This window comes from Pseudomonas sp. fls2-241-R2A-110, assembly GCF_030209165.1.
In the GTDB taxonomy this organism is placed as follows: Bacteria; Pseudomonadota; Gammaproteobacteria; order Pseudomonadales; family Pseudomonadaceae; genus Aquipseudomonas.
This window is the reverse complement of sequence record NZ_JARVSN010000022.1, coordinates 1-18,426: the sequence shown is the minus strand read 5'-3', so window position 1 is coordinate 18,426 and position 18,426 is coordinate 1. Positions and strand designations below refer to the sequence as shown.

19 protein-coding genes are annotated in these 18,426 nt (G+C 58.3%); 14 read left to right on the top strand and 5 right to left on the bottom strand.

Translation table 11 applies throughout. The features are described 5' to 3' along the window. The first annotated feature begins 140 nt into the window (after positions 1-140). Both QRN31_RS18615 and sfsA read left to right on the top strand, forming a co-directional pair. Complete coding sequence (locus tag QRN31_RS18615) at positions 141-1,313, top strand: pyridoxal phosphate-dependent aminotransferase (RefSeq protein ID WP_222588471.1); 1,173 nt, start codon at positions 141-143, stop codon at positions 1,311-1,313. Further along, positions 1,313-2,026, top strand: a complete 714-nt coding sequence (gene sfsA, locus QRN31_RS18610; protein ID WP_285433673.1) for a DNA/RNA nuclease SfsA — start codon at positions 1,313-1,315, stop codon at positions 2,024-2,026. Before QRN31_RS18615 ends, sfsA begins: the two co-directional genes overlap by 1 nt. Here sfsA and QRN31_RS18605 read toward each other — a convergent pair. Beyond that, complete coding sequence (locus QRN31_RS18605; RefSeq protein WP_259155794.1) at positions 2,023-2,340, bottom strand: Rieske (2Fe-2S) protein; 318 nt, start codon at positions 2,338-2,340, stop codon at positions 2,023-2,025. The genes sfsA and QRN31_RS18605 overlap by 4 nt on opposite strands. Positions 2,341-2,645: 305 nt before the next feature. Between QRN31_RS18605 and QRN31_RS18600 the strand changes: the two genes are divergently transcribed. From QRN31_RS18600 to QRN31_RS18590, 3 genes are read left to right on the top strand one after another with little or no spacing between them, the layout of a single operon-like run. Further along, positions 2,646-3,629 carry a FecCD family ABC transporter permease gene (locus QRN31_RS18600; protein WP_285433686.1) on the top strand — a complete coding sequence of 328 codons (984 nt, stop codon included), beginning with the start codon at positions 2,646-2,648 and terminating at the stop codon, positions 3,627-3,629. Then, positions 3,629-4,396: a heme ABC transporter ATP-binding protein gene (locus QRN31_RS18595; protein WP_285433671.1), complete on the top strand. Its 768-nt coding sequence runs from the start codon at positions 3,629-3,631 to the stop codon at positions 4,394-4,396. Before QRN31_RS18600 ends, QRN31_RS18595 begins: the two co-directional genes overlap by 1 nt. 21 nt (positions 4,397-4,417) lie before the next feature. Beyond that, entirely contained in the window at positions 4,418-5,272 is an 855-nt protein-coding gene (locus tag QRN31_RS18590) for a ChaN family lipoprotein (RefSeq protein WP_285433669.1), read from the top strand. Positions 5,273-5,530: 258 nt separating this feature from the next. Here QRN31_RS18590 and QRN31_RS18585 read toward each other — a convergent pair whose 3' ends face one another. The 3 genes from QRN31_RS18585 to QRN31_RS18575 form a co-directional block, all read right to left on the bottom strand. Further along, entirely contained in the window at positions 5,531-5,803 is a 273-nt protein-coding gene (locus QRN31_RS18585; RefSeq protein ID WP_003228231.1) for a TfoX/Sxy family protein, read from the bottom strand. Positions 5,804-6,044: 241 nt separating this feature from the next. Beyond that, positions 6,045-6,389 (bottom strand): pentapeptide repeat-containing protein, encoded by a 345-nt coding sequence (locus QRN31_RS18580; protein ID WP_285433667.1) that lies wholly within the window; start codon positions 6,387-6,389, stop codon positions 6,045-6,047. Positions 6,390-6,479: 90 nt separating this feature from the next. Further along, positions 6,480-8,036 carry a bifunctional aminoglycoside phosphotransferase/ATP-binding protein gene (locus QRN31_RS18575; RefSeq protein WP_285433666.1) on the bottom strand — a complete coding sequence of 519 codons (1,557 nt, stop codon included), beginning with the start codon at positions 8,034-8,036 and terminating at the stop codon, positions 6,480-6,482. A gap of 118 nt (positions 8,037-8,154) precedes the next feature. On the opposite strand from QRN31_RS18575, the gene mrcB reads away from it, so the two are divergent. From mrcB to QRN31_RS18560, 3 genes are read left to right on the top strand one after another with little or no spacing between them, the layout of a single operon-like run. After that, positions 8,155-10,479: a penicillin-binding protein 1B gene (gene mrcB / locus QRN31_RS18570; RefSeq protein WP_222588464.1), complete on the top strand. Its 2,325-nt coding sequence runs from the start codon at positions 8,155-8,157 to the stop codon at positions 10,477-10,479. 16 nt (positions 10,480-10,495) lie between these two features. After that, on the top strand, positions 10,496-11,233 hold the full coding sequence (locus tag QRN31_RS18565; RefSeq protein WP_285433663.1) for a tetratricopeptide repeat protein: 738 nt from the start codon (positions 10,496-10,498) through the stop codon (positions 11,231-11,233). Next, positions 11,233-11,568 carry a YqcC family protein gene (locus tag QRN31_RS18560; protein ID WP_285433661.1) on the top strand — a complete coding sequence of 112 codons (336 nt, stop codon included), beginning with the start codon at positions 11,233-11,235 and terminating at the stop codon, positions 11,566-11,568. Before QRN31_RS18565 ends, QRN31_RS18560 begins: the two co-directional genes overlap by 1 nt. 18 nt (positions 11,569-11,586) lie before the next feature. On the opposite strand, the gene QRN31_RS18555 is transcribed toward QRN31_RS18560, so the two are convergent. Next, entirely contained in the window at positions 11,587-12,000 is a 414-nt protein-coding gene (locus QRN31_RS18555; RefSeq protein WP_285433660.1) for a DUF4124 domain-containing protein, read from the bottom strand. A gap of 398 nt (positions 12,001-12,398) precedes the next feature. Between QRN31_RS18555 and QRN31_RS18550 the strand changes: the two genes are divergently transcribed. The 6 genes from QRN31_RS18550 to msrQ all read left to right on the top strand — a co-directional run bounded on the left by QRN31_RS18550 (position 12,399) and on the right by msrQ (position 18,383). Further along, positions 12,399-14,123 carry an acetolactate synthase 3 large subunit gene (locus QRN31_RS18550; RefSeq protein ID WP_285433658.1) on the top strand — a complete coding sequence of 575 codons (1,725 nt, stop codon included), beginning with the start codon at positions 12,399-12,401 and terminating at the stop codon, positions 14,121-14,123. A 2-nt stretch (positions 14,124-14,125) separates the two neighbouring features. Beyond that, positions 14,126-14,617, top strand: a complete 492-nt coding sequence (gene ilvN / locus QRN31_RS18545; protein WP_003176102.1) for an acetolactate synthase small subunit — start codon at positions 14,126-14,128, stop codon at positions 14,615-14,617. A gap of 48 nt (positions 14,618-14,665) precedes the next feature. After that, positions 14,666-15,682 (top strand): ketol-acid reductoisomerase, encoded by a 1,017-nt coding sequence (ilvC, locus tag QRN31_RS18540; RefSeq protein ID WP_007948647.1) that lies wholly within the window; start codon positions 14,666-14,668, stop codon positions 15,680-15,682. A 146-nt stretch (positions 15,683-15,828) separates the two neighbouring features. Continuing rightward, complete coding sequence (gene pssA, locus QRN31_RS18535; RefSeq protein ID WP_285433656.1) at positions 15,829-16,686, top strand: CDP-diacylglycerol--serine O-phosphatidyltransferase; 858 nt, start codon at positions 15,829-15,831, stop codon at positions 16,684-16,686. A gap of 63 nt (positions 16,687-16,749) precedes the next feature. Then, positions 16,750-17,763, top strand: coding sequence for a protein-methionine-sulfoxide reductase catalytic subunit MsrP (gene msrP, locus QRN31_RS18530; protein WP_285433654.1), 1,014 nt, complete (start codon positions 16,750-16,752; stop codon positions 17,761-17,763). Then, entirely contained in the window at positions 17,763-18,383 is a 621-nt protein-coding gene (msrQ, locus tag QRN31_RS18525; protein ID WP_285433652.1) for a protein-methionine-sulfoxide reductase heme-binding subunit MsrQ, read from the top strand. The genes msrP and msrQ overlap by 1 nt, the downstream gene beginning before the upstream one ends. Positions 18,384-18,426 lie beyond the last annotated feature (43 nt).

Genomic DNA, 18,426 nt, shown 5'->3' with positions numbered 1-18,426 from the left:
TCAATTATTGATTTTAGTCAAACCTGGGGGACGCGCTTGAGTCGTTTATGGCCAGGGGTATAAGCGCTCAGACCGCTTTAGGTTCTCGCTCGTTCCTGCGCTTGGGTAGAATCGATTCTTTTCCCCGTTGAGGAAGGCTAATGGCTCAGTCCTACAGTGCCCGCAGTCGCGCAATCGAACCTTTCCATGTCATGGCGCTGCTGGCGCGGGCCAATGAACTGCAAGCTGCTGGTCGCGACGTTATCCACCTGGAAATCGGCGAACCGGACTTCACCACCGCCGAGCCGATCATCCAGGCCGGCCAGGCCGCGTTGACGGCGGGCAAGACCCGTTACACCGCTGCGCGTGGCATCCCCGAGTTGCGTGAAGCCATTTCGGGCTTCTACCAGCAACGCTACGGGCTGAACATCGATCCGCAGCGAATCCTCATTACACCGGGCGGATCCGGCGCGTTGCTGTTGGCCAGCGCTTTACTGGTGGATCCAGGCAAGCACTGGCTGCTGGCGGACCCGGGTTATCCCTGCAACCGGCATTTCCTGCGGTTGGTCGAAGGCGCAGCACAGCTGGTGCCGGTCGGCCCGGACGTGCGCTATCAGTTGACGCCGGACCTCGTGGCCCGTCATTGGGACCAGGACAGCGTCGGTGCCCTGGTGGCCTCGCCGGCCAACCCGACGGGCACGATCCTGACCCGCGATGAGTTGGCGCGTTTGTCGACGGCGATCAAGGAGCGTCACGGCCATCTGGTGGTGGACGAGATTTACCACGGCCTGACTTACGGCACCGATGCCGCCAGTGTGCTGGAAGTCGACGACAGCGCCTTCGTTCTCAATAGTTTTTCAAAGTATTTCGGCATGACCGGATGGCGCCTGGGTTGGCTGGTTGCGCCGGAAGCGGCGGTCGGCGAGCTGGAAAAACTGGCGCAGAATCTCTACATCAGTGCCCCGAGCATGGCCCAGCACGCGGCGCTGGCCTGCTTTGAACCGGCGACCATCGCCATTCTGGAAGAGCGTCGCGCCGAATTCGGTCGTCGTCGCGATTTCCTGCTGCCCGCCCTGAGAGAACTGGGTTTTGGTATCGCGGTGGAACCGGAAGGCGCGTTCTACTTGTACGCAGATATCAGCAAATTCGGCGGCGATGCCTTCGCGTTTTGCCGGCATTTCCTCGAAACCGAGCACGTGGCATTTACCCCGGGCCTGGATTTCGGGCGTTACCAGGCCGGGCATCATGTGCGATTCGCCTACACCCAAAGCTTGCCACGCCTGCAGGAAGCGGTTGAACGGATCGCGCGCGGCTTGAAGAGCTGGCAAGGCTGATGCGTTTTCATCCTCCCCTTGAAGAAGGTCGCCTGATCCGCCGATACAAGCGCTTTCTCGCCGATATCGAAACCGTCGACGGCGAGTTGTTGACCATTCACTGCCCCAACACCGGCTCGATGCTCAATTGTCAGGTCGAAGGCGGGCAGGTCTGGTTCAGTCGCTCCAATGATCCGAAGCGCAAACTGCCTGGTACTTGGGAAGTCGGTGAAACCCCGCAAGGTCGGCTGTTTTGTGTGAACACCGGGCGCGCCAACGGTTTGATCGAAGAGGCGTTGCGCGCGGGCGTCATTACCGAGCTGAACGGTTTTACCGGGCTCAAGCGCGAAGTGCCCTACGGACAGGAAAGCAGCCGCATTGATTTCCGCCTCGATTACCCGAAGGGGCCGGCGTACGTGGAAGTCAAAAGTGTCACGTTGGGCTTCGACGGTTCATTGGTGGCGGCGTTTCCCGATGCGGTTACACAGCGTGGGGCGAAACATCTGCGTGAACTCGCGCATCTGGCCCGGGACGGGATTCGTGCGGTGCAGTTGTATTGTGTGAACTTGACGGGGATCGACGCCGTACGCCCGGCAGAGGAGATCGACTCGGCCTACGCGGCGGCATTGCGTGAGGCGGTGGCCTGCGGTGTCGAGGTGCTGGCTTACGGCGTGCACTTGACCCACGAAGAGATGGTGGTCGATCGGCGGCTGGACGTATTGCTCGGCGACTAGAGGCTGATCCAGATCCCTTGCGCGTCTTCGCGGCAGGCAACGGAGGTCAGGGATTGTCCGGCGCACGGGCCGGCGACGCATTCGCCGTCTTCGATCAGAAACAGTGCGCCGTGGGTCGCGCACTGGATCAGGCTGTTGCTGGGGTCCAGGAACTGGTCGGCTTTCCATTCAAGCCCGACGCCCCGGTGTGGACAGCGATTGATGTAGACATAGACTTGGCCACCCCGGCGCACGGCAAACAGCTTCTGGCTGTCGATGTCGAAACCGCGACTGCTGTTGTCGGGCAATTGCGCACCGGTACAAAGAAACTTCATGTCTATCCTCAAATCCGCCAGCCCGTGAGCAGAAATGTCCGGGCTTGATGTTCAACTGCAATCAGTTATCAAAATTGCGCTTCGCCCGTTGGGTGCAGGCGCCGGATGTCGAGGATACTTGGCCTGTCATCCCCGTGCCTGGGAAAACTTTAAAGGAAGCTGTCTATGCACCTGAACCCGGTTCTGTCTGCGGCCTGCACGGTGAACGCCGGGAACGTCCTTGAGCTTGATCCGACGTGTGTGGCGGCCCGATGACCCTTCTGGTTAAACCCCGTGCCTTGTTCGTTGGTTTGAGCCTGCTGTGTTTGCTGGCGATCTGGTTGTCGCTGGCGCTGGGCCCGGTGAGTCTGCCGTTGTTCGACACCTTGCGCGCGGCGTTGCGCATGATCGGCCTGCCAATTGCGCCTGATGGTCTGGAGCAGGCCGAACTGATTCTTGGGCAAATTCGCCTGCCACGGACCTTGCTGGGGCTGGCGGTGGGTGGCGTGCTGGCGTTGTCCGGCGTGGCGATGCAGGGATTATTTCGAAACCCTTTGGCCGATCCGGGGTTGGTCGGCGTGTCCAGTGGCGCGGCATTGGGCGCGGCCATCGCAATTGTCGGTGGTTCGATGTTCGGCGGCCTGCCGGAGTCTTTCGGCCCTTATGTGTTGTCAGTGTGTGCGTTTCTCGGCGGGTTGGGTGTGACGGCGCTGGTGTATCGACTGGGACGGCGCAATGGCCAAACGAATGTCGCAACTATGCTGTTGGCGGGAATCGCGTTGACTGCCCTGGCCGGCTCGGCGGTCGGACTGTTTACTTATCTGGCCGACGACTCGACCTTGCGTACGTTGACGTTCTGGAACCTGGGCAGCCTCAACGGCGCCAGTTATTCGCGGCTTTGGCCATTACTGTTGGTGACTGTCGGGGTGGCGCTTTGGCTGCCACGGCGGGCCAACGCATTAAATGCTTTGTTGTTGGGCGAGTCGGAGGCCGGTCACCTGGGCATCGACGTCGAAGGGCTCAAGCGCGAGTTAGTGTTCTGCACCGCGCTGGGCGTCGGTGCGGCGGTGGCAGCGGCGGGCATGGTCGGGTTTGTCGGTCTGGTGGTTCCGCATCTGGTGCGACTGCTGGCCGGTCCTGATCATCGGGTGTTGTTGCCGGCCTCAGTGCTGGCGGGTGCCAGTCTTCTTCTGTTTGCCGATCTGGTCGCACGGCTTGCGCTGGCGCCAGCGGAACTGCCGATCGGGATTGTCACGGCCTTTATCGGTGCGCCGTTCTTTCTGTATTTACTGCTGAGGGGGCGCGCCTGATGTTGCGAACGCAGAGTCTGCAAATCCGTCGGGGCGGCAAAATCGTTCTGACAGACATTACGCTTGAGCTCATGCCGGGCGAGGTCCTTGGCGTGCTCGGGCCAAACGGCGCCGGCAAAAGTACCTTGCTCGGTGCTTTGTGTGGCGAGTTGAAGGCCGACCTCGGCAGCGTCTGGCTCGATGAGCGGGAGTTGAGTCACTGGGGCGGGGCGCAGCGTGCTCGGCGATTGGCCGTCTTGCCGCAGGTGTCGACCCTGGACTTTGCCTTTCGTGTCGAAGAGGTGGTCGGCATGGGCCGTTTGCCTCATCAAAGCGGGCGGGTCCGGGATGACGAAATCGTCGCCGCTGCCTTGCGCGCTGCCGATGCGGCGCACTTGAGTGGTCGCAGTTACCTGGCTTTGTCTGGCGGCGAGCGTCAGCGGGTGCATCTGGCTCGGGTGCTGGCGCAGTTGTGGCCAGGTGAAGCCGGGCAGACGCTGCTGCTCGATGAGCCGACCTCGATGCTCGACCCGCTGCATCAACACACCACGTTGCAAGCGGTGCGTGAGTTTGCCGATCACGGCGCTGCGGTGCTGGTGATCCTGCATGATCTGAACCTGGCGGCGCGTTATTGTGATCGCTTGTTGCTGCTCGAAGGCGGGCGGCCGGTGGCGCTCGATACGCCGCAGCAGGTGTTGCAGCCCGAGCCCCTCAAAGCCGTGTTCGGTCTGGATGTCTTGGTGCAGCAACACCCGGAGCGTGGGCATCCGCTGATCATCGCCCGCTGAACATTTCATCGAGGTGAGCACATGCGTGTGATTTTGCTACTGGCGTTGCTGGCCTTGAGTGGGTGCCAGCATCTGACGAACCCACCACCGGTCGCCGGTGAGATTCGCGACCTGAACAGTGGCCAGGTCCTGACGGCCCCTGAACTGATTGCACGGCTGGCCGGATCTTCGCGGCTGATCGTTGGCGAGCAGCATGACAATCGTGATCATCATCAACTGCAATTGTGGTTGTTGCATGCCCTGGGCGAGCGGCGTCCGCAAGGCAGTCTGCTGCTGGAAATGCTCACGCCGGATCAACAGTTGCGTGTCGATGATGTGCACCACGCTTCGACGTTGCCGGCGGATCTGCCCGGTGCGCTAGCCTGGCAGCCGGGATGGGACTGGAATCTGTATGGGCCCATTGTGCGTTTTGCGCTGACTCAGCCCTACCCATTGTTGGCGGCGAATCTGGACAACCTCGACGTCCGCGCCGTCTACGCCAACCCGCCGGTTCTCAAAGGGGCGCGCTCCAATGCGGCTTCGGTCAAGACTGAGTTGCTGGGACAGATAAGCGATTCCCATTGCGGCCTGTTGCCCGCCTCGCAAATGCCGGCGATGCTGGCGGTCCAGCAACAACGTGACCGGCGAATGGCCGAGCGCTTGTTGGCGGCTGCGAGGCCTTCGATGTTATTGGCCGGCGCCTATCATGCGCGCAAGGATGTGGGTGTGCCGATTCATGTGCTGGATCTGGGAGAGGCGCAAATGCCAACCGTTTTGTTGCTGGCAGAGCAGGGCGCCGAGGTGACATCGGCCATGGCTGATTACGTGTGGTACACGCCTGTGGTCGCGCCAGCCCAGGATTACTGTGCGCAAATGCGTAAGCAGTTCAGCCAGTAATCCGACGACTTTTCCGCAGGCAAAAAAAGACCCGGCAAGCGCCGGGTCAAATAACCGTGATTAGCCTGATGAGGAGATATCTGAGAGTCCGAACCAAGGGCTTTTCAAATATCGACCAGTCTCGCGACCAGTTGTGATAATCATAGCGATTCTCATTTGCGTGTCAATCGCTGTTTTTTGATTTCTATCAGTCCGTCGTTTTTCTCACTACTAAAGCCCTGTAATGACGAGGTTTTCTCTCGCCAGAAATTTACCGGTTCAATTCTTGTGACGTGACGAGATGGCTTCCAGTTGTTTGTTCAAGGCGTCTTTGCGTTCTGCTGGAATGTCGTTCCAGTGCACGTCCATCAATGCGCCTTCGATCGCATACAACAACACCTTGGACGCTCGAAACCCGCGCGTGCGCACGGCCCGATAAGCATCCACCGCCCCCAGGCGACGCAAGTCCGATGCACTGTGGATGCCCACGGCATGCAGCCACTGCGCCGACGTCTTGCCAAGATTCTTCAGGTGTTGCAGTTCATCATTCATCAAGCCTCCTTGCGACGGCCGAACGGTGCGTGGGCGAGCTTCTCAGGAGTGTAGCCATCAGTAGGAAAAGCGTGATTGTTTGGTCGGTTTCGACGCAAAAGCTTCTAAGCGAAGGCGCGATGCGTTGGGGAAAAGTCTGCGGTTGCAGTAGGAGGATGCGCGAGGGAGTTGCCTATTGCGGCAAAATACACAGCGTCCAACGCTAAGCGGGGGCGTTGGACTTTCGGGGGGAACGTCGTTTTTAGCGGGTGCGGTAACGCAAGCGTGTCCCGAAATTCATCGACATCAGAATCTCGTCAGCGCTCAGCTCTGCCGGGAAGTAGGCCCCGGAGATCTGTGCGTGGGCTAGGCTGGCGCCTTCCAGGCAAGCGTTGCGAAAGTCGATGCCGCGCAGATCGGCGGAGCGGAAATAGGCATCGGTAAAATCGACGCCGTCGGCATTCAGTTCACGCAGGTCCAGACCACGGAAATCACCGCCGACCATGTCGACAGAAGCGTGGCTGGCACGTTCGGCATTGAAGCCGGTGATGTCGTCTTTGTGCAGCAAGGCATAAAGCGGGGTGTCGAGAAGTTTTGGCTGGCTCATGTCGCATCACCTGATGGTTTTATGACGCCAGTATAGTGCCACTATTTGACAGCCGTGAAGCCGGCAAAGACTTCACGGCTGAAATAGTTTTTACAGGCCTGGCATGCGCTGACGAATTTGCGCAACGACAGTGTCCAGGGTCCCGCTTTCGTTGGTCTGGATGCGTTTGCTGCACAGGATTTCTGCTGGCGTCAGTGGCTCACGATTCGCCTGCTGGGCTTCGATGACCGCCAGGTTGGCATCGGACGGGTCCTTGTTGTCGGCCTGACGCAACGCCAGCCAGCCCTCGATGACCGCTTGTGGTGCATTGCAGTCGAGGATCAGGAACGGAGCACCGGTAGCCTCGGCAATTTTTGCCGCGCCGTCGCGCTGGTCGCGCTTGAGGTACGTTGCATCGATGACGGCCGGGAAGCCGGCACGCAGGATAACGGCGGCAATCTCATGCAGTCGGTTGTAAGTAGCGACGCTGGCGTCGGCACTATAAATGCCGGCCTGTGGATCGTTCGGTACGGTTTGCTCGCCGAACAGACGTTTGCGCTCGACATCCGAACGCAGGCGAATGGCGCCGAGTGCTTCTACCAGACGCATGGCCACGCGGCTTTTGCCAACGGCCGACACACCGTGAGTAATGGCCAGGAAGCGCGAAGGAATGGTGCTGTAGCTTTCTGCCAGGTTGGCGTAGTTGCGGTACTGGCGCAGGGTGGTGGCGCGCTGCACCGGGTCGGCCTCGGCCGGCATGCTGAACAGGCTGACCTTGGCGCGAACCAGCGCGCGATAGGCTTTATAGAAGTTCAGCAGCTCCAGGCCCTGATAGTCGCCGGTCAATTCCAGGTACTGACTGATGAAACGACGCGCCAGGCTCTTGAGGCCACGGTCTTCCAGGTCCATTGCCAGGAAACCGGTGTCGGCATAAACGTCGGTGAAGCGGAACGGTTCGTTGAACTCGATGCAGTCGAAGATCACGACCTTGCCATCGATCACGGTGGCATTACCCAAATGGATGTCGCCATGGCATTCGCGGATGAATCCGCCGGCCTTGCGCTGAGCAAACAGCGGCTTGAGGCGTTCAAAGCTGCTTTCGGCCCAGGCTTGCAGTGCATCGAGTTGCTGCAGGTCAGCCTTATCGCTGAGGAACGGGCGGATCTGTTCGAAGTTCTGACGCACCGGCGCCATAACGCTGTCCGGGGTGCCGGCTTCGTGTTCGGCCGGGACTTTCGGTGCGCTGAGGTGAAACTGGGCAATCTGCTCGGCCATCTCGTCGATGTGCACAGTGGTCAGTTCGCCGTTGGCTTGCAGGGTGCTGAGCAACTGGCTTTGTGGGAACTGGCGCATTTTCAGCGCGTAATCGACAACCGGACCCTCACCGCCCAGTTGCGGTGCTTCGGCGCTGCCGGTGATCGGCAACACTTCCAGATATAAATCCTTGGTCAGGCGCTGGTTAAGGCGCAGCTCTTCACCGCAGAAATGCTTGCGAGCGTCGAGGCTGGTGAAGTCAAGGAAGCCGAAATTCACCGGCTTCTTCACTTTATAAGCAAAGGGGCCTGTCAAAATGACCCAGGAGATATGGGTCTCGATGACCTGGAACCCGTCTACCGCATGCGGGTAGAGGGCCGGGTTTTGCAGGGCGGCGATCAGGGACTGGCTCACAGGCGATCCTTCAGAGTCTGGGGGAAATTCACGGCCGCCATTATGGCCGCAAGTCCGCCTGACGCAAACCTCGGCAGGCTTCTGTTGAGGATGAATAAAGTGCGTATAATCCGCCGCCATGACTCGTACTCGATCCCCCCGCACCCCAAAAAAACCACCTTCCAAGGGCTTGAGCCCCTGGCTGGGCTGGGCCCTTAAACTCAGCCTGGTGGGCCTCGTCGTGCTCGCCGGGTTCGCGGTTTACCTCGATGCCGTGGTCCAGGAGAAGTTCTCCGGCAAGCGTTGGACCATTCCGGCCAAGGTGTACGCGCGCCCGCTTGAACTGTTCACAGGCCAAAAGCTGAGCAAGGATGACTTTCTCACCGAGCTCGATGCATTGGGCTATCGACGTGAAAGCGTCAGTAACGGCCCCGGCGCTGCGGCGGTCAACGGCAACACCGTCGACTTGAATACCCGTGGTTTCCAGTTTTACGAAGGCCTTGAGAAGCCTCAGCCGGTGCGTGTGCGGTTTTCCGGCGATTATGTAGCCGAACTTTCGGCGACCAACGGTTCGAAGCTGTCCGTGGTGCGCCTGGAGCCGCTGCTGATCGGTGGGATTTACCCAAAAAACCTCGAAGATCGCATTCTGATCAAAATCGATCAGGTCCCGCCGTATCTGCTGGAAACCCTGGTGGCCGTGGAAGACCGGGATTTCTATAGCCACTGGGGCGTGTCGCCGAAGTCGATTGCCCGGGCAGTCTGGGTCAACACCTCTGGCGGCAAGATGACCCAGGGCGGCAGTACCCTGACGCAACAGTTGGTGAAGAACTTCTACCTCACCAGCGAGCGCAGCCTGACCCGTAAACTCACCGAAGCCATGATGGCGATGCTGCTTGAGTTGCATTACGACAAAAAGGAAATTCTCGAGGCGTACCTCAACGAAGTGTTCGTCGGTCAAGACGGTCAGCGTGCGGTGCACGGTTTTGGTCTGGCCAGCCAGTTTTTCTTCGGCCAGCCATTGTCCGAGCTGAAACTGCATCAAGTCGCATTGCTGGTGGGGATGGTCAAGGGGCCGTCCTATTACAACCCGCGTCGCAATCCGGAGCGGGCGCTGGAGCGGCGCAATCTGGTGCTTGATGTCCTGGAGCAACAAGGCGTCGCCACTGCTGAGCAAGTCGCCGCCGCGAAGAACATGCCACTAGGCGTGACGACTCGCGGCAAACTGGCGGACAGCTCTTTCCCGGGTTTCCTCGATCTGGTCAAGCGTCAGCTGCGCGAAGACTATCGCGACGAAGACTTGACCGGAGAAGGCATGCGGATTTTCACCAGTTTCGATCCGATCCTGCAGATGAAAGCCGAAGCCTCGGTCAATGACACTTTTAAGCGCCTGGCTGGGCGCAAAGGCTCGGATGACGTCGAAGCGGCGATGGTCGTGACCAACCCGGAAACCGGTGAAGTCCAAGCCATGATCGGCAGTCGTCAGGCCAGTTTTGCCGGCTTCAACCGCGCGCTGGATGCGGTGCGGCCGATCGGTTCCTTGATCAAGCCTGCGGTTTATCTGACTGCCCTGGAAAAGCCAAGCCAGTACACGTTGACCAGTTGGCTGTCGGACGACTCCTTCTCAGTCAAAGGCGCGGACGGCCAGGTCTGGAAACCCCAGAACTACGATCGCCGCTCCCACGGGACTGTGTTCCTCTATCAAGGCCTGGCGCATTCCTACAACCTGTCGACCGCGCGTCTCGGGTTGGCGATGGGCGTGCCAAATGTCCTCAAGACCCTGGCGCGTCTTGGGGTGAGTCGCGAGTTCCCGGCGTTCCCTTCGATGTTGCTGGGGGCTGGCGGTCTGACGCCGATGGAAGTGGCAACCATGTACCAGACGCTGGCCAACGGTGGCTTCAATACACCGATGCGCGGAATTCGTAGCGTTCTGACTGCCGAAGGCGAACCGCTCAAGCGCTATCCGTTCCAGATTGAACAGCGTTTCGACCCGGGCTCCATCTTCCTGATTCAGAACGCCATGCAGCGGGTCATGCGTGAAGGCACCGGTAGTTCGGTTTATAACGTTTTGCCAAAAACCCTGACCCTGGCCGGCAAGACCGGGACCAGTAATGACTCGCGAGACAGCTGGTTTGCAGGTTTCAGTCAGGATTTGCTGGCGGTGGTCTGGCTGGGTCGCGATGACAACGGCAAGACGCCGTTCACGGGTGCCACGGGTGCTTTGCAAGTCTGGACCAGTTTCATGCGCAAGGCCGATCCATTGCCGCTGGACATGCCGCAGCCGGACAACGTTGTTCAGGCTTGGGTCGATTCGCGTACAGGGCAAGGCTCCGATGCGAACTGCCCAGGCGCGGTGCAGATGCCGTATATTCGCGGCAGTGAACCGCCTCCCGGCGCCGCTTGCGGTGGCGAAAGCCCTGCTTCCGGCGAGACGGTGATGGATTGGGTCAAGGGCTGGATGAACTAAGCAAAGAGGATTTCAAGTGAACAAGTGGTTGATTCCAGCGGTTACCGCCGTGGCTTTGCTCAGCGGTTGCTCCACCGTACAGCGCGGTTCGATTCCGGTTGTGGATTCCGGCAGCGCTGTTTCGAATAGCGAGCGGATTCAGGCGAATGGCGGCTTCCGCCAAACGACAGTGAAGCGTCCTGTGCAAGCCCAGCCTCAGGCAATCCCGCAGGGCGATACCGGTGTGGTGGTCATGGTTCCTGGAGGTGGCGCGGTGACGTCGGCACCGATCAGCACAGCGCCGATCACGCCGGGTCCGATTACGCCCGGCCCGATTGATACCTCGCCGGTGCAGTCGGCGCCAATCAATCAGGGCAGCTACAGCATGCCGTCGACGCCGAGCGGAATTCCTTCGGCCAGTACCGGCGGTGGCTTGTCTGCCGATGAACAACTGGACGGCCCGGTACTGGCATTGTTGACTACCGCTCAACAGCAACAGGCCGGCGGTGACCTCAACGGTGCTTCGTCCAGTCTTGAGCGCGCCCAGCGTGTCGCGCCGCGCGAGCCGCAAGTGCTTTATCGTCTGGCTCAGGTGCGCATGGCTCAAGGCGATGCGCCGCAGGCTGAACAATTCGCCCGTCGTGGCCTGACGTTCGCCAATGGTCGTCCTGCGCTTCAGGCTAGCCTGTGGGAATTGATCGCCCAGGCGCGTGAGAAGCAAGGGGATTCCGCAGGTGCGGCACTCGCCCGTCAGAAGGCCAAGGTTACGTCGTGATGGATGCACGCTTCCCCAAGATTGCCGAGCAGCTATTGCTGATCGAGCGTGAACTGCGAATTCAGGGATGGTGGGACGAGGTTTCGCCCTCCGCTGAAGCGTTGTCCAGCGTCGAGCCGTTTTCGGTTGATACGCTGGATTTCGAGCAGTGGCTGCAATGGATCTTCCTGCCGCGCATGAAGGCCATCCTTGAGCAGGATCTGCCATTGCCCAACGCGTCGGGAATTCAGGAAATGGCCGAAATGGTCTTCGCCGGACGCAATGTCCAGGGCAAGGACCGGCAGTTGCAGGTCTTGCTCAAAGAGTTCGATCTGCTGATCACTGCCTCCCGCTGAATTGGAAACTGCCAGTACCTACTGGCAGTTTTTCTCGATCTGTTTTTGTGCCTCGGAAATTCGTTCCTGACGCTGCTCGTCATTGAGGCGACGCATCTCGCCGTCAACTTCTTCACGCAAACGCGGATTGTTCTGCAGTTGAGCCAGGTTCGTTCGCGCCTGATTGCAGAATACCTTTAGCTGGGCTTGCTGCTCGGCGACCTGTTTTTTTACTGTCTTGTCGATGGCCTGTTGATCGCCGATCGCGGTGCTGTGCGATGGCGTGACCGGTTTGCCGGAAGGCGAGGAGGGCGTCACCACGGTCGTGACCTCCTCTCCTTGGGGCGGTTGTGCGTCAAAGTGAGTAACGCCTTGGGCGTCGACCCATTTGTAGATCTGTCCCGCCATACACAAAGGGCTGATCAGCAGACTGACCATGATGAACGTTCGCATGCCATTTCCTTGCCAGAGTTGCGCAATTGAAGCTAACACAGTTGCTGTTTAGCGGTTTTTTCTTGCTTTCTCATGTGCTTACTTCAATAAAGCACATAGACGACTTGACTTGCAGGGGACGAAACAGAAGAATCCAAAGTCCGCTGTAGAGGGACTGCCAGAAGCAGACCCACTCAGCAGATCATGAGGCGCACATCCGCGCCGACCTGTTACACCCGCAACGCGTTACCTCGCGCTGGGTGGGAAAGGCCCGCAACACTTGGGACGATCCCAATACTTGCTCAGTCAGTGCTGACGTAGTCGGCGACCACCGTCGCTCATGCTCTGCTGAGAAGTAAACCTATTAGACCCGTCCCTTCTTATGTGGGCGGTATTCTGGCGTTTTAGAGGTGGACAACGTGGAGCTTTTATCTGGCGGTGAGATGATCGTCCGCTTTTTGCGTGACGAAGGCGTCAAGTATATCTATGGGTACCCGGGTGGTGCCGCATTGCATATCTATGACGCGCTGTTCAAAGAACCAGCTGTTCAACATATTCTCGTTCGTCATGAGCAGGCTGCCACTCACATGGCTGACGGCTATGCGCGTGCTACCGGCAAGGCTGGCGTCGTTCTGGTGACTTCAGGTCCTGGTGCGACCAACGTCATTACCGGTATTGCCACGGCGTACATGGACTCGATCCCGATGGTGATCCTGACCGCCCAAGTGCCTAGCATGATGGTCGGTACCGATGCGTTCCAGGAAACCGACATGATCGGTATCTCCCGGCCAATCGTGAAACACAGTTTCATGATCAAGCATGCTTCGGAAATCCCTGAAGTCATGAAGAAGGCCTTCTACCTGGCGCAATCCGGTCGTCCCGGTCCTGTCGTTGTCGACATTCCGAAAGACATGACCAACCCGGCCGAGAAGTTCGAATACATTTTCCCGAAAAAAGCCAAGCTGCGTTCCTACAGTCCGGCGGTTCGTGGTCATTCGGGCCAGATCCGCAAAGCCGTGGAAATGCTGTTGGCGGCCAAGCGGCCGATCATCTATGCCGGCGGTGGCGTCATCCTGGGTAATGGCTCCGCGCCGTTGACCGAATTGGCGCAACTGCTAAACGCACCGGTCACCAATACCTTGATGGGCCTCGGCGCCTATCCGGGCAGCGACCGTCAGTTCCTCGGCATGCTTGGTATGCACGGCAGCTACACCGCCAACCTGGCGATGCACCATGCGGATGTGATCCTGGCTGTCGGCGCGCGTTTTGATGACCGTGTTATCAACGGTGCGTCGAAGTTCTGCCCGAGCGCCAAGATCATCCACATCGACATCGACCCCGCTTCGATCTCCAAGACCATCAAGGCCGACGTTCCGATCGTAGGCCCGGTGGAAAGTGTGCTGACTGAAATGGTCGCTACCTTCAAGGAAATCGGCGAGACACCTAACAAGGAGTCGGTTGCTGCCTGGTGGAAGCAGGTTGAAGAGTGGCGCGGTGATCGCGACATGTTCCCTTACAACAAGGGTGACGGCAGCATCATCAAGCCGCAGACCGTGATTGAAACCCTCCACGAAGTGACCAAGGGCGATGCCTATATCACTTCGGACGTGGGTCAACATCAAATGTTCGCGGCGCAGTACTACCGCTTCAACAAGCCAAACCGCTGGATCAACTCGGGTGGCCTGGGCACGATGGGCTTCGGTTTTCCGGCCGCGATGGGCGTGAAACTGAGCTTCCCGGACGCTGATGTGGCGTGTGTGACCGGTGAAGGCAGCATCCAGATGAACATCCAGGAGCTGTCGACCTGCTTGCAGCATGACCTGCCGGTGAAGATCGTTCTGCTCAACAATGGCGTACTCGGCATGGTTCGTCAGTGGCAGGACATGAGCTACGGCGCGCGTCACTCGCACTCCTACATGGAATCGTTGCCCGACTTCGTCAAGCTGGCTGAAGCCTACGGTCACGTCGGCATGCGCATCACGGATTTGAAAGATCTGAAGCCGATGATGGAGCAAGCGTTCGCCATGAAGGACCGCCTGGTGTTCATCGACATCAAGGTCGACGCTGGCGAGCACGTCTACCCGATGCAGATCAAAGACGGCTCCATGCGCGATATGTGGCTGAGCAAGACGGAGCGTACTTAATCATGCGGCACATTATTTCCTTGCTTCTGGAAAACGAACCTGGCGCTCTGTCTCGTGTAGTCGGCCTGTTCTCGCAGCGCAACTACAACATCGAAAGCCTGACCGTGGCACCCACCGAAGACCCGACCCTGTCGCGTCTGACGTTGACCACGGTGGGGCACGATGAAGTCATCGAGCAGATCACCAAGAACCTGAACAAGTTGATCGAAGTGGTCAAACTGGTCGACCTGTCGGAGAGTGCTCACATCGAGCGCGAACTGATGCTGGTCAAGGTCAAGGCCACCGGTGCCCAGCGCGCCGAGATCAAGCGCACCACCGATATTTATCGTGGGCAGATCGTTGATGTCAGCGCTAGCGTGTATACCGTTCAATTGACCGGTACCAGCGACAAGCTCGACAGCTTCATTCAGTCCATTGGCACCGCTTCGATTCTGGAAACCGTCCGCAGCGGCGTAACCGGTATTGCCCGCGGCGACAAAGTACTCAGCATCTAAACCAAATTAGCGAATGGCCTGAACGGCCTGGATATATAGGGGAATTTCATGAAAGTTTATTACGAAAAAGACTGTGACCTGTCGATCATCCAGGGCAAGAAAGTTGCCATCATCGGTTACGGTTCCCAAGGCCACGCTCAAGCGTGCAACCTGAAAGATTCCGGCGTTGACGTTACTGTTGGTCTGCGTAAAGGTTCGGCCACTGTTGCCAAAGCCGAAGCTCACGGCCTGAAAGTGACCGACGTTGCTTCCGCCGTTGCTGCTGCCGACCTGGTCATGATCCTGACCCCGGACGAATTCCAGTCTGCCCTGTACAAGAACGAAATCGAGCCGAACATCAAGAAAGGCGCCACCCTGGCCTTCTCCCACGGTTTCGCGATCCACTACAACCAGGTTGTTCCGCGCGCTGACCTTGACGTGATCATGATCGCGCCGAAGGCTCCGGGCCACACCGTGCGTTCCGAGTTCGTCAAAGGCGGCGGTATTCCTGATCTGATCGCTATCTATCAGGATGCTTCCGGCAACGCCAAAAACGTTGCACTGTCCTACGCCGCTGGCGTCGGTGGCGGTCGTACCGGCATCATCGAAACCACCTTCAAGGACGAGACTGAAACCGACCTGTTCGGCGAACAAGCCGTTCTGTGTGGCGGTACCGTTGAACTGGTCAAGGCCGGTTTCGAAACCCTGGTTGAAGCTGGCTACGCGCCGGAAATGGCCTACTTCGAATGCCTGCACGAACTGAAACTGATCGTTGACCTCATGTACGAAGGCGGTATCGCCAACATGAACTACTCGATCTCCAACAACGCTGAATACGGCGAGTACGTGACCGGTCCGGAAGTGATCAACGCCGAATCCCGTCAGGCCATGCGCAACGCCCTGAAACGTATTCAGGACGGCGAATACGCCAAGATGTTCATCAGCGAAGGTGCAACCGGCTATCCTTCGATGACCGCCAAGCGTCGTAACAACGCCGCTCACGGTATCGAGATCATCGGCGAGCAACTGCGCTCCATGATGCCGTGGATCGGTGCCAACAAGATCGTCGACAAAGCTAAAAACTAAGTCGCGCACTTGTACAAAAAAACGCGGCTTATGCCGCGTTTTTTCGTTTGGGCGGTCGGTTCTGGTATAAAGCTGCATCGTTTGCGGCCGAACCGTCGTCCCAGACACCTGTCGAAACTTTCCACCCCCGTTGCAAGGTATTGTCCATGAGCGAACGTCCCGAAGAGCCAAACCAGGCTTCTGACGCCGAAAGCCTGCTGCCCATCGATGAGCACATCGAGGAAGGGCATGACGCTGAAGGTCGTAAAGTCCGGCATCGTGGTATCTATCTTCTGCCGAATCTGTTCACCACTGCGAACCTGTTCGCAGGGTTTTATTCCATCATCAACTCAATGAGCGCCCAGAGTGCCCTGAGTGCCGGTGATTCGATAGGCGCAAGCAAGTATTTCGCTTTTGCCGCAATCGCGATTTTTGTCGCCATGGTGCTCGACGGCCTGGACGGTCGAGTCGCCCGCATGACCAACACACAGAGTGCATTCGGCGCCGAATACGATTCGCTGTCGGATATGGTCGCCTTTGGTGTCGCGCCGGCGTTGCTGGCATTTGGCTGGGCCCTGGGCGACATGGGCAAGGTTGGCTGGATGGTTGCCTTCATCTATGTGGCGGGCGCTGCGTTGCGACTGGCGCGGTTCAACACACAAGTTGGCACGGCTGATAAGCGCTACTTCATCGGTCTGGCCAGTCCGGCAGCTGCAGGTGTCGTTGCCGGGATTGTCTGGGCATTCAGCGATTACGGGATCCAGGGTTCCAAGATGTCATTCCTGGTTGCGTTGATGGTCGCGGCTGCGGGCATGTTGATGGTCAGCAACATCAAGTACAACAGCTTCAAGGAGCTGGACTTGAAGGGGCGTGTCCCCTTTGTCGCGATCCTGGCGGTGGTGCTGGTGTTTGCTGTGGTGTTCAGTGATCCGCCGCGTATTTTGCTACTGGTTTTCCTTGCTTACGCGGCATCTGGTCCGGTTCAATACCTTTTGCATCTTCGTCGCCACAAAAAAACCGAGTGATGTAATTTCGCTCATACTCCGCAGTCTATTGGTGCATCTGTCCTCCAATGCTGCGGAGTTGCCATGCTGATCAAAATCCCCAAAGCGTCTGACTGCCATGAGTCGGACGTCACGCCTGAATCGTTCTATCTCTCCCGACGTAATCTACTGGGCGCAACCGTTGCCGGTTTGGCTGTGAGCGCTCTGCCGCGTTGGGCTAGCGCTGACGATGCTGCTCGTTATGCCGATGTCGAGCCAGGCAAGGCGCCTTCCTGGTTTGCCGAAAAGCTTCCTTCTACCAAGTGGGGGGCGGTCAACGTCAAGGATGAGGCAATCACGCCCTTCAAGGACGCAACCCACTACAACAACTTCTATGAGTTCGGCACCGATAAAGGTGATCCAGCGGCCAATGCGGGTGCGCTGAAGACTGAGCCGTGGAGTGTTGTGGTGGACGGGGAGGTGGGTAAGCCAGGCCGGTATGCGCTGGAAGACTTTATGAAGCCTTATCAGTTGGAGGAACGAATCTATCGTCTGCGCTGTGTTGAAGCGTGGTCGATGGTCATTCCCTGGATGGGTTTTCCGATCTCTGCGTTGCTCAAGGAAGTCGAGCCGACGTCGAAGGCCAAATTCATCCGATTCGAAACGCTGCAGGATCCGAAAAGCATGCCTGGACAGCGTTCTGGCTTTGCATTGATCGACTGGCCCTATATAGAGGGGCTGCGACTGGATGAGGCAATGAATCCGCTGGCGATTCTGGCGGTGGGTATGTATGGGCGTGAACTGCCGAATCAGAACGGGGCGCCGCTGCGTTTGGTCGTGCCCTGGAAGTACGGCTTCAAGAGCATCAAGTCGATTGTGCGGATCAGTCTGGTTAGCGAGCAGCCGAAAACGACCTGGCAGAGCATTGCCGCCGATGAATATGGTTTCTACGCGAACGTGAATCCCACGGTCGATCACCCACGCTGGACACAAGCGCGCGAGCGTCGTTTGCCGAGCGGCTTGTTCAAGCCAAATGTGCGGGATACCCAGATGTTCAATGGCTACTCCGATGAAGTCGCTTCTCTCTATGCAGGGCTCGATCTGCGGAAGAATTACTGATGCGTTTTTCCTTTTGGCGAATTGGCGTCTTTATAGCTGCTGCGGTATGGCCGCTGCTTTGGTTGTATCAGGCCTGGGAAGATGTATTGGGTCCTGATCCTGGCAAAGTGCTGGTTGATCGGTTGGGGCTGGGGACGCTTATCCTGCTTCTTATTACTTTAAGCATGACGCCACTGCAGAAGCTTACCGGATGGTCGGGTTGGATTGCCGTCCGCAGGCAACTCGGGTTGTGGTGTTTCGCCTATGTGGTTCTGCATCTGAGCGGCTATACGGCGTTCATTCTTGGATTTGACTGGTCGCAGCTGGGCGTCGAGTTGCGCAAGCGGCCGTACATTATTGTCGGGACGCTGGGGTTTTTGTGTTTGTTGGCGTTGGCGGTGACCTCCAATCGTTATAGTCAGCGACGACTGGGGATGCGCTGGAAGAAACTGCACCGGCTTGTTTATGTCATTCTCGGGCTTGGACTACTGCATATGTTGTGGATCGTTCGTGCCGATCTGAGGGAGTGGTCCATTTATGCAGCTATAGGGACGTTGCTATTGGCGTTACGAATCCCTGCTGTGACGCGCCGAATTCCGCGTTTGATAGCTAAAAAGACCTCTTCTGCAAGAAAAGCATAAATAGGTGTTGACGGCAGATTCTGGAAGTCTATAATTCGCCCCA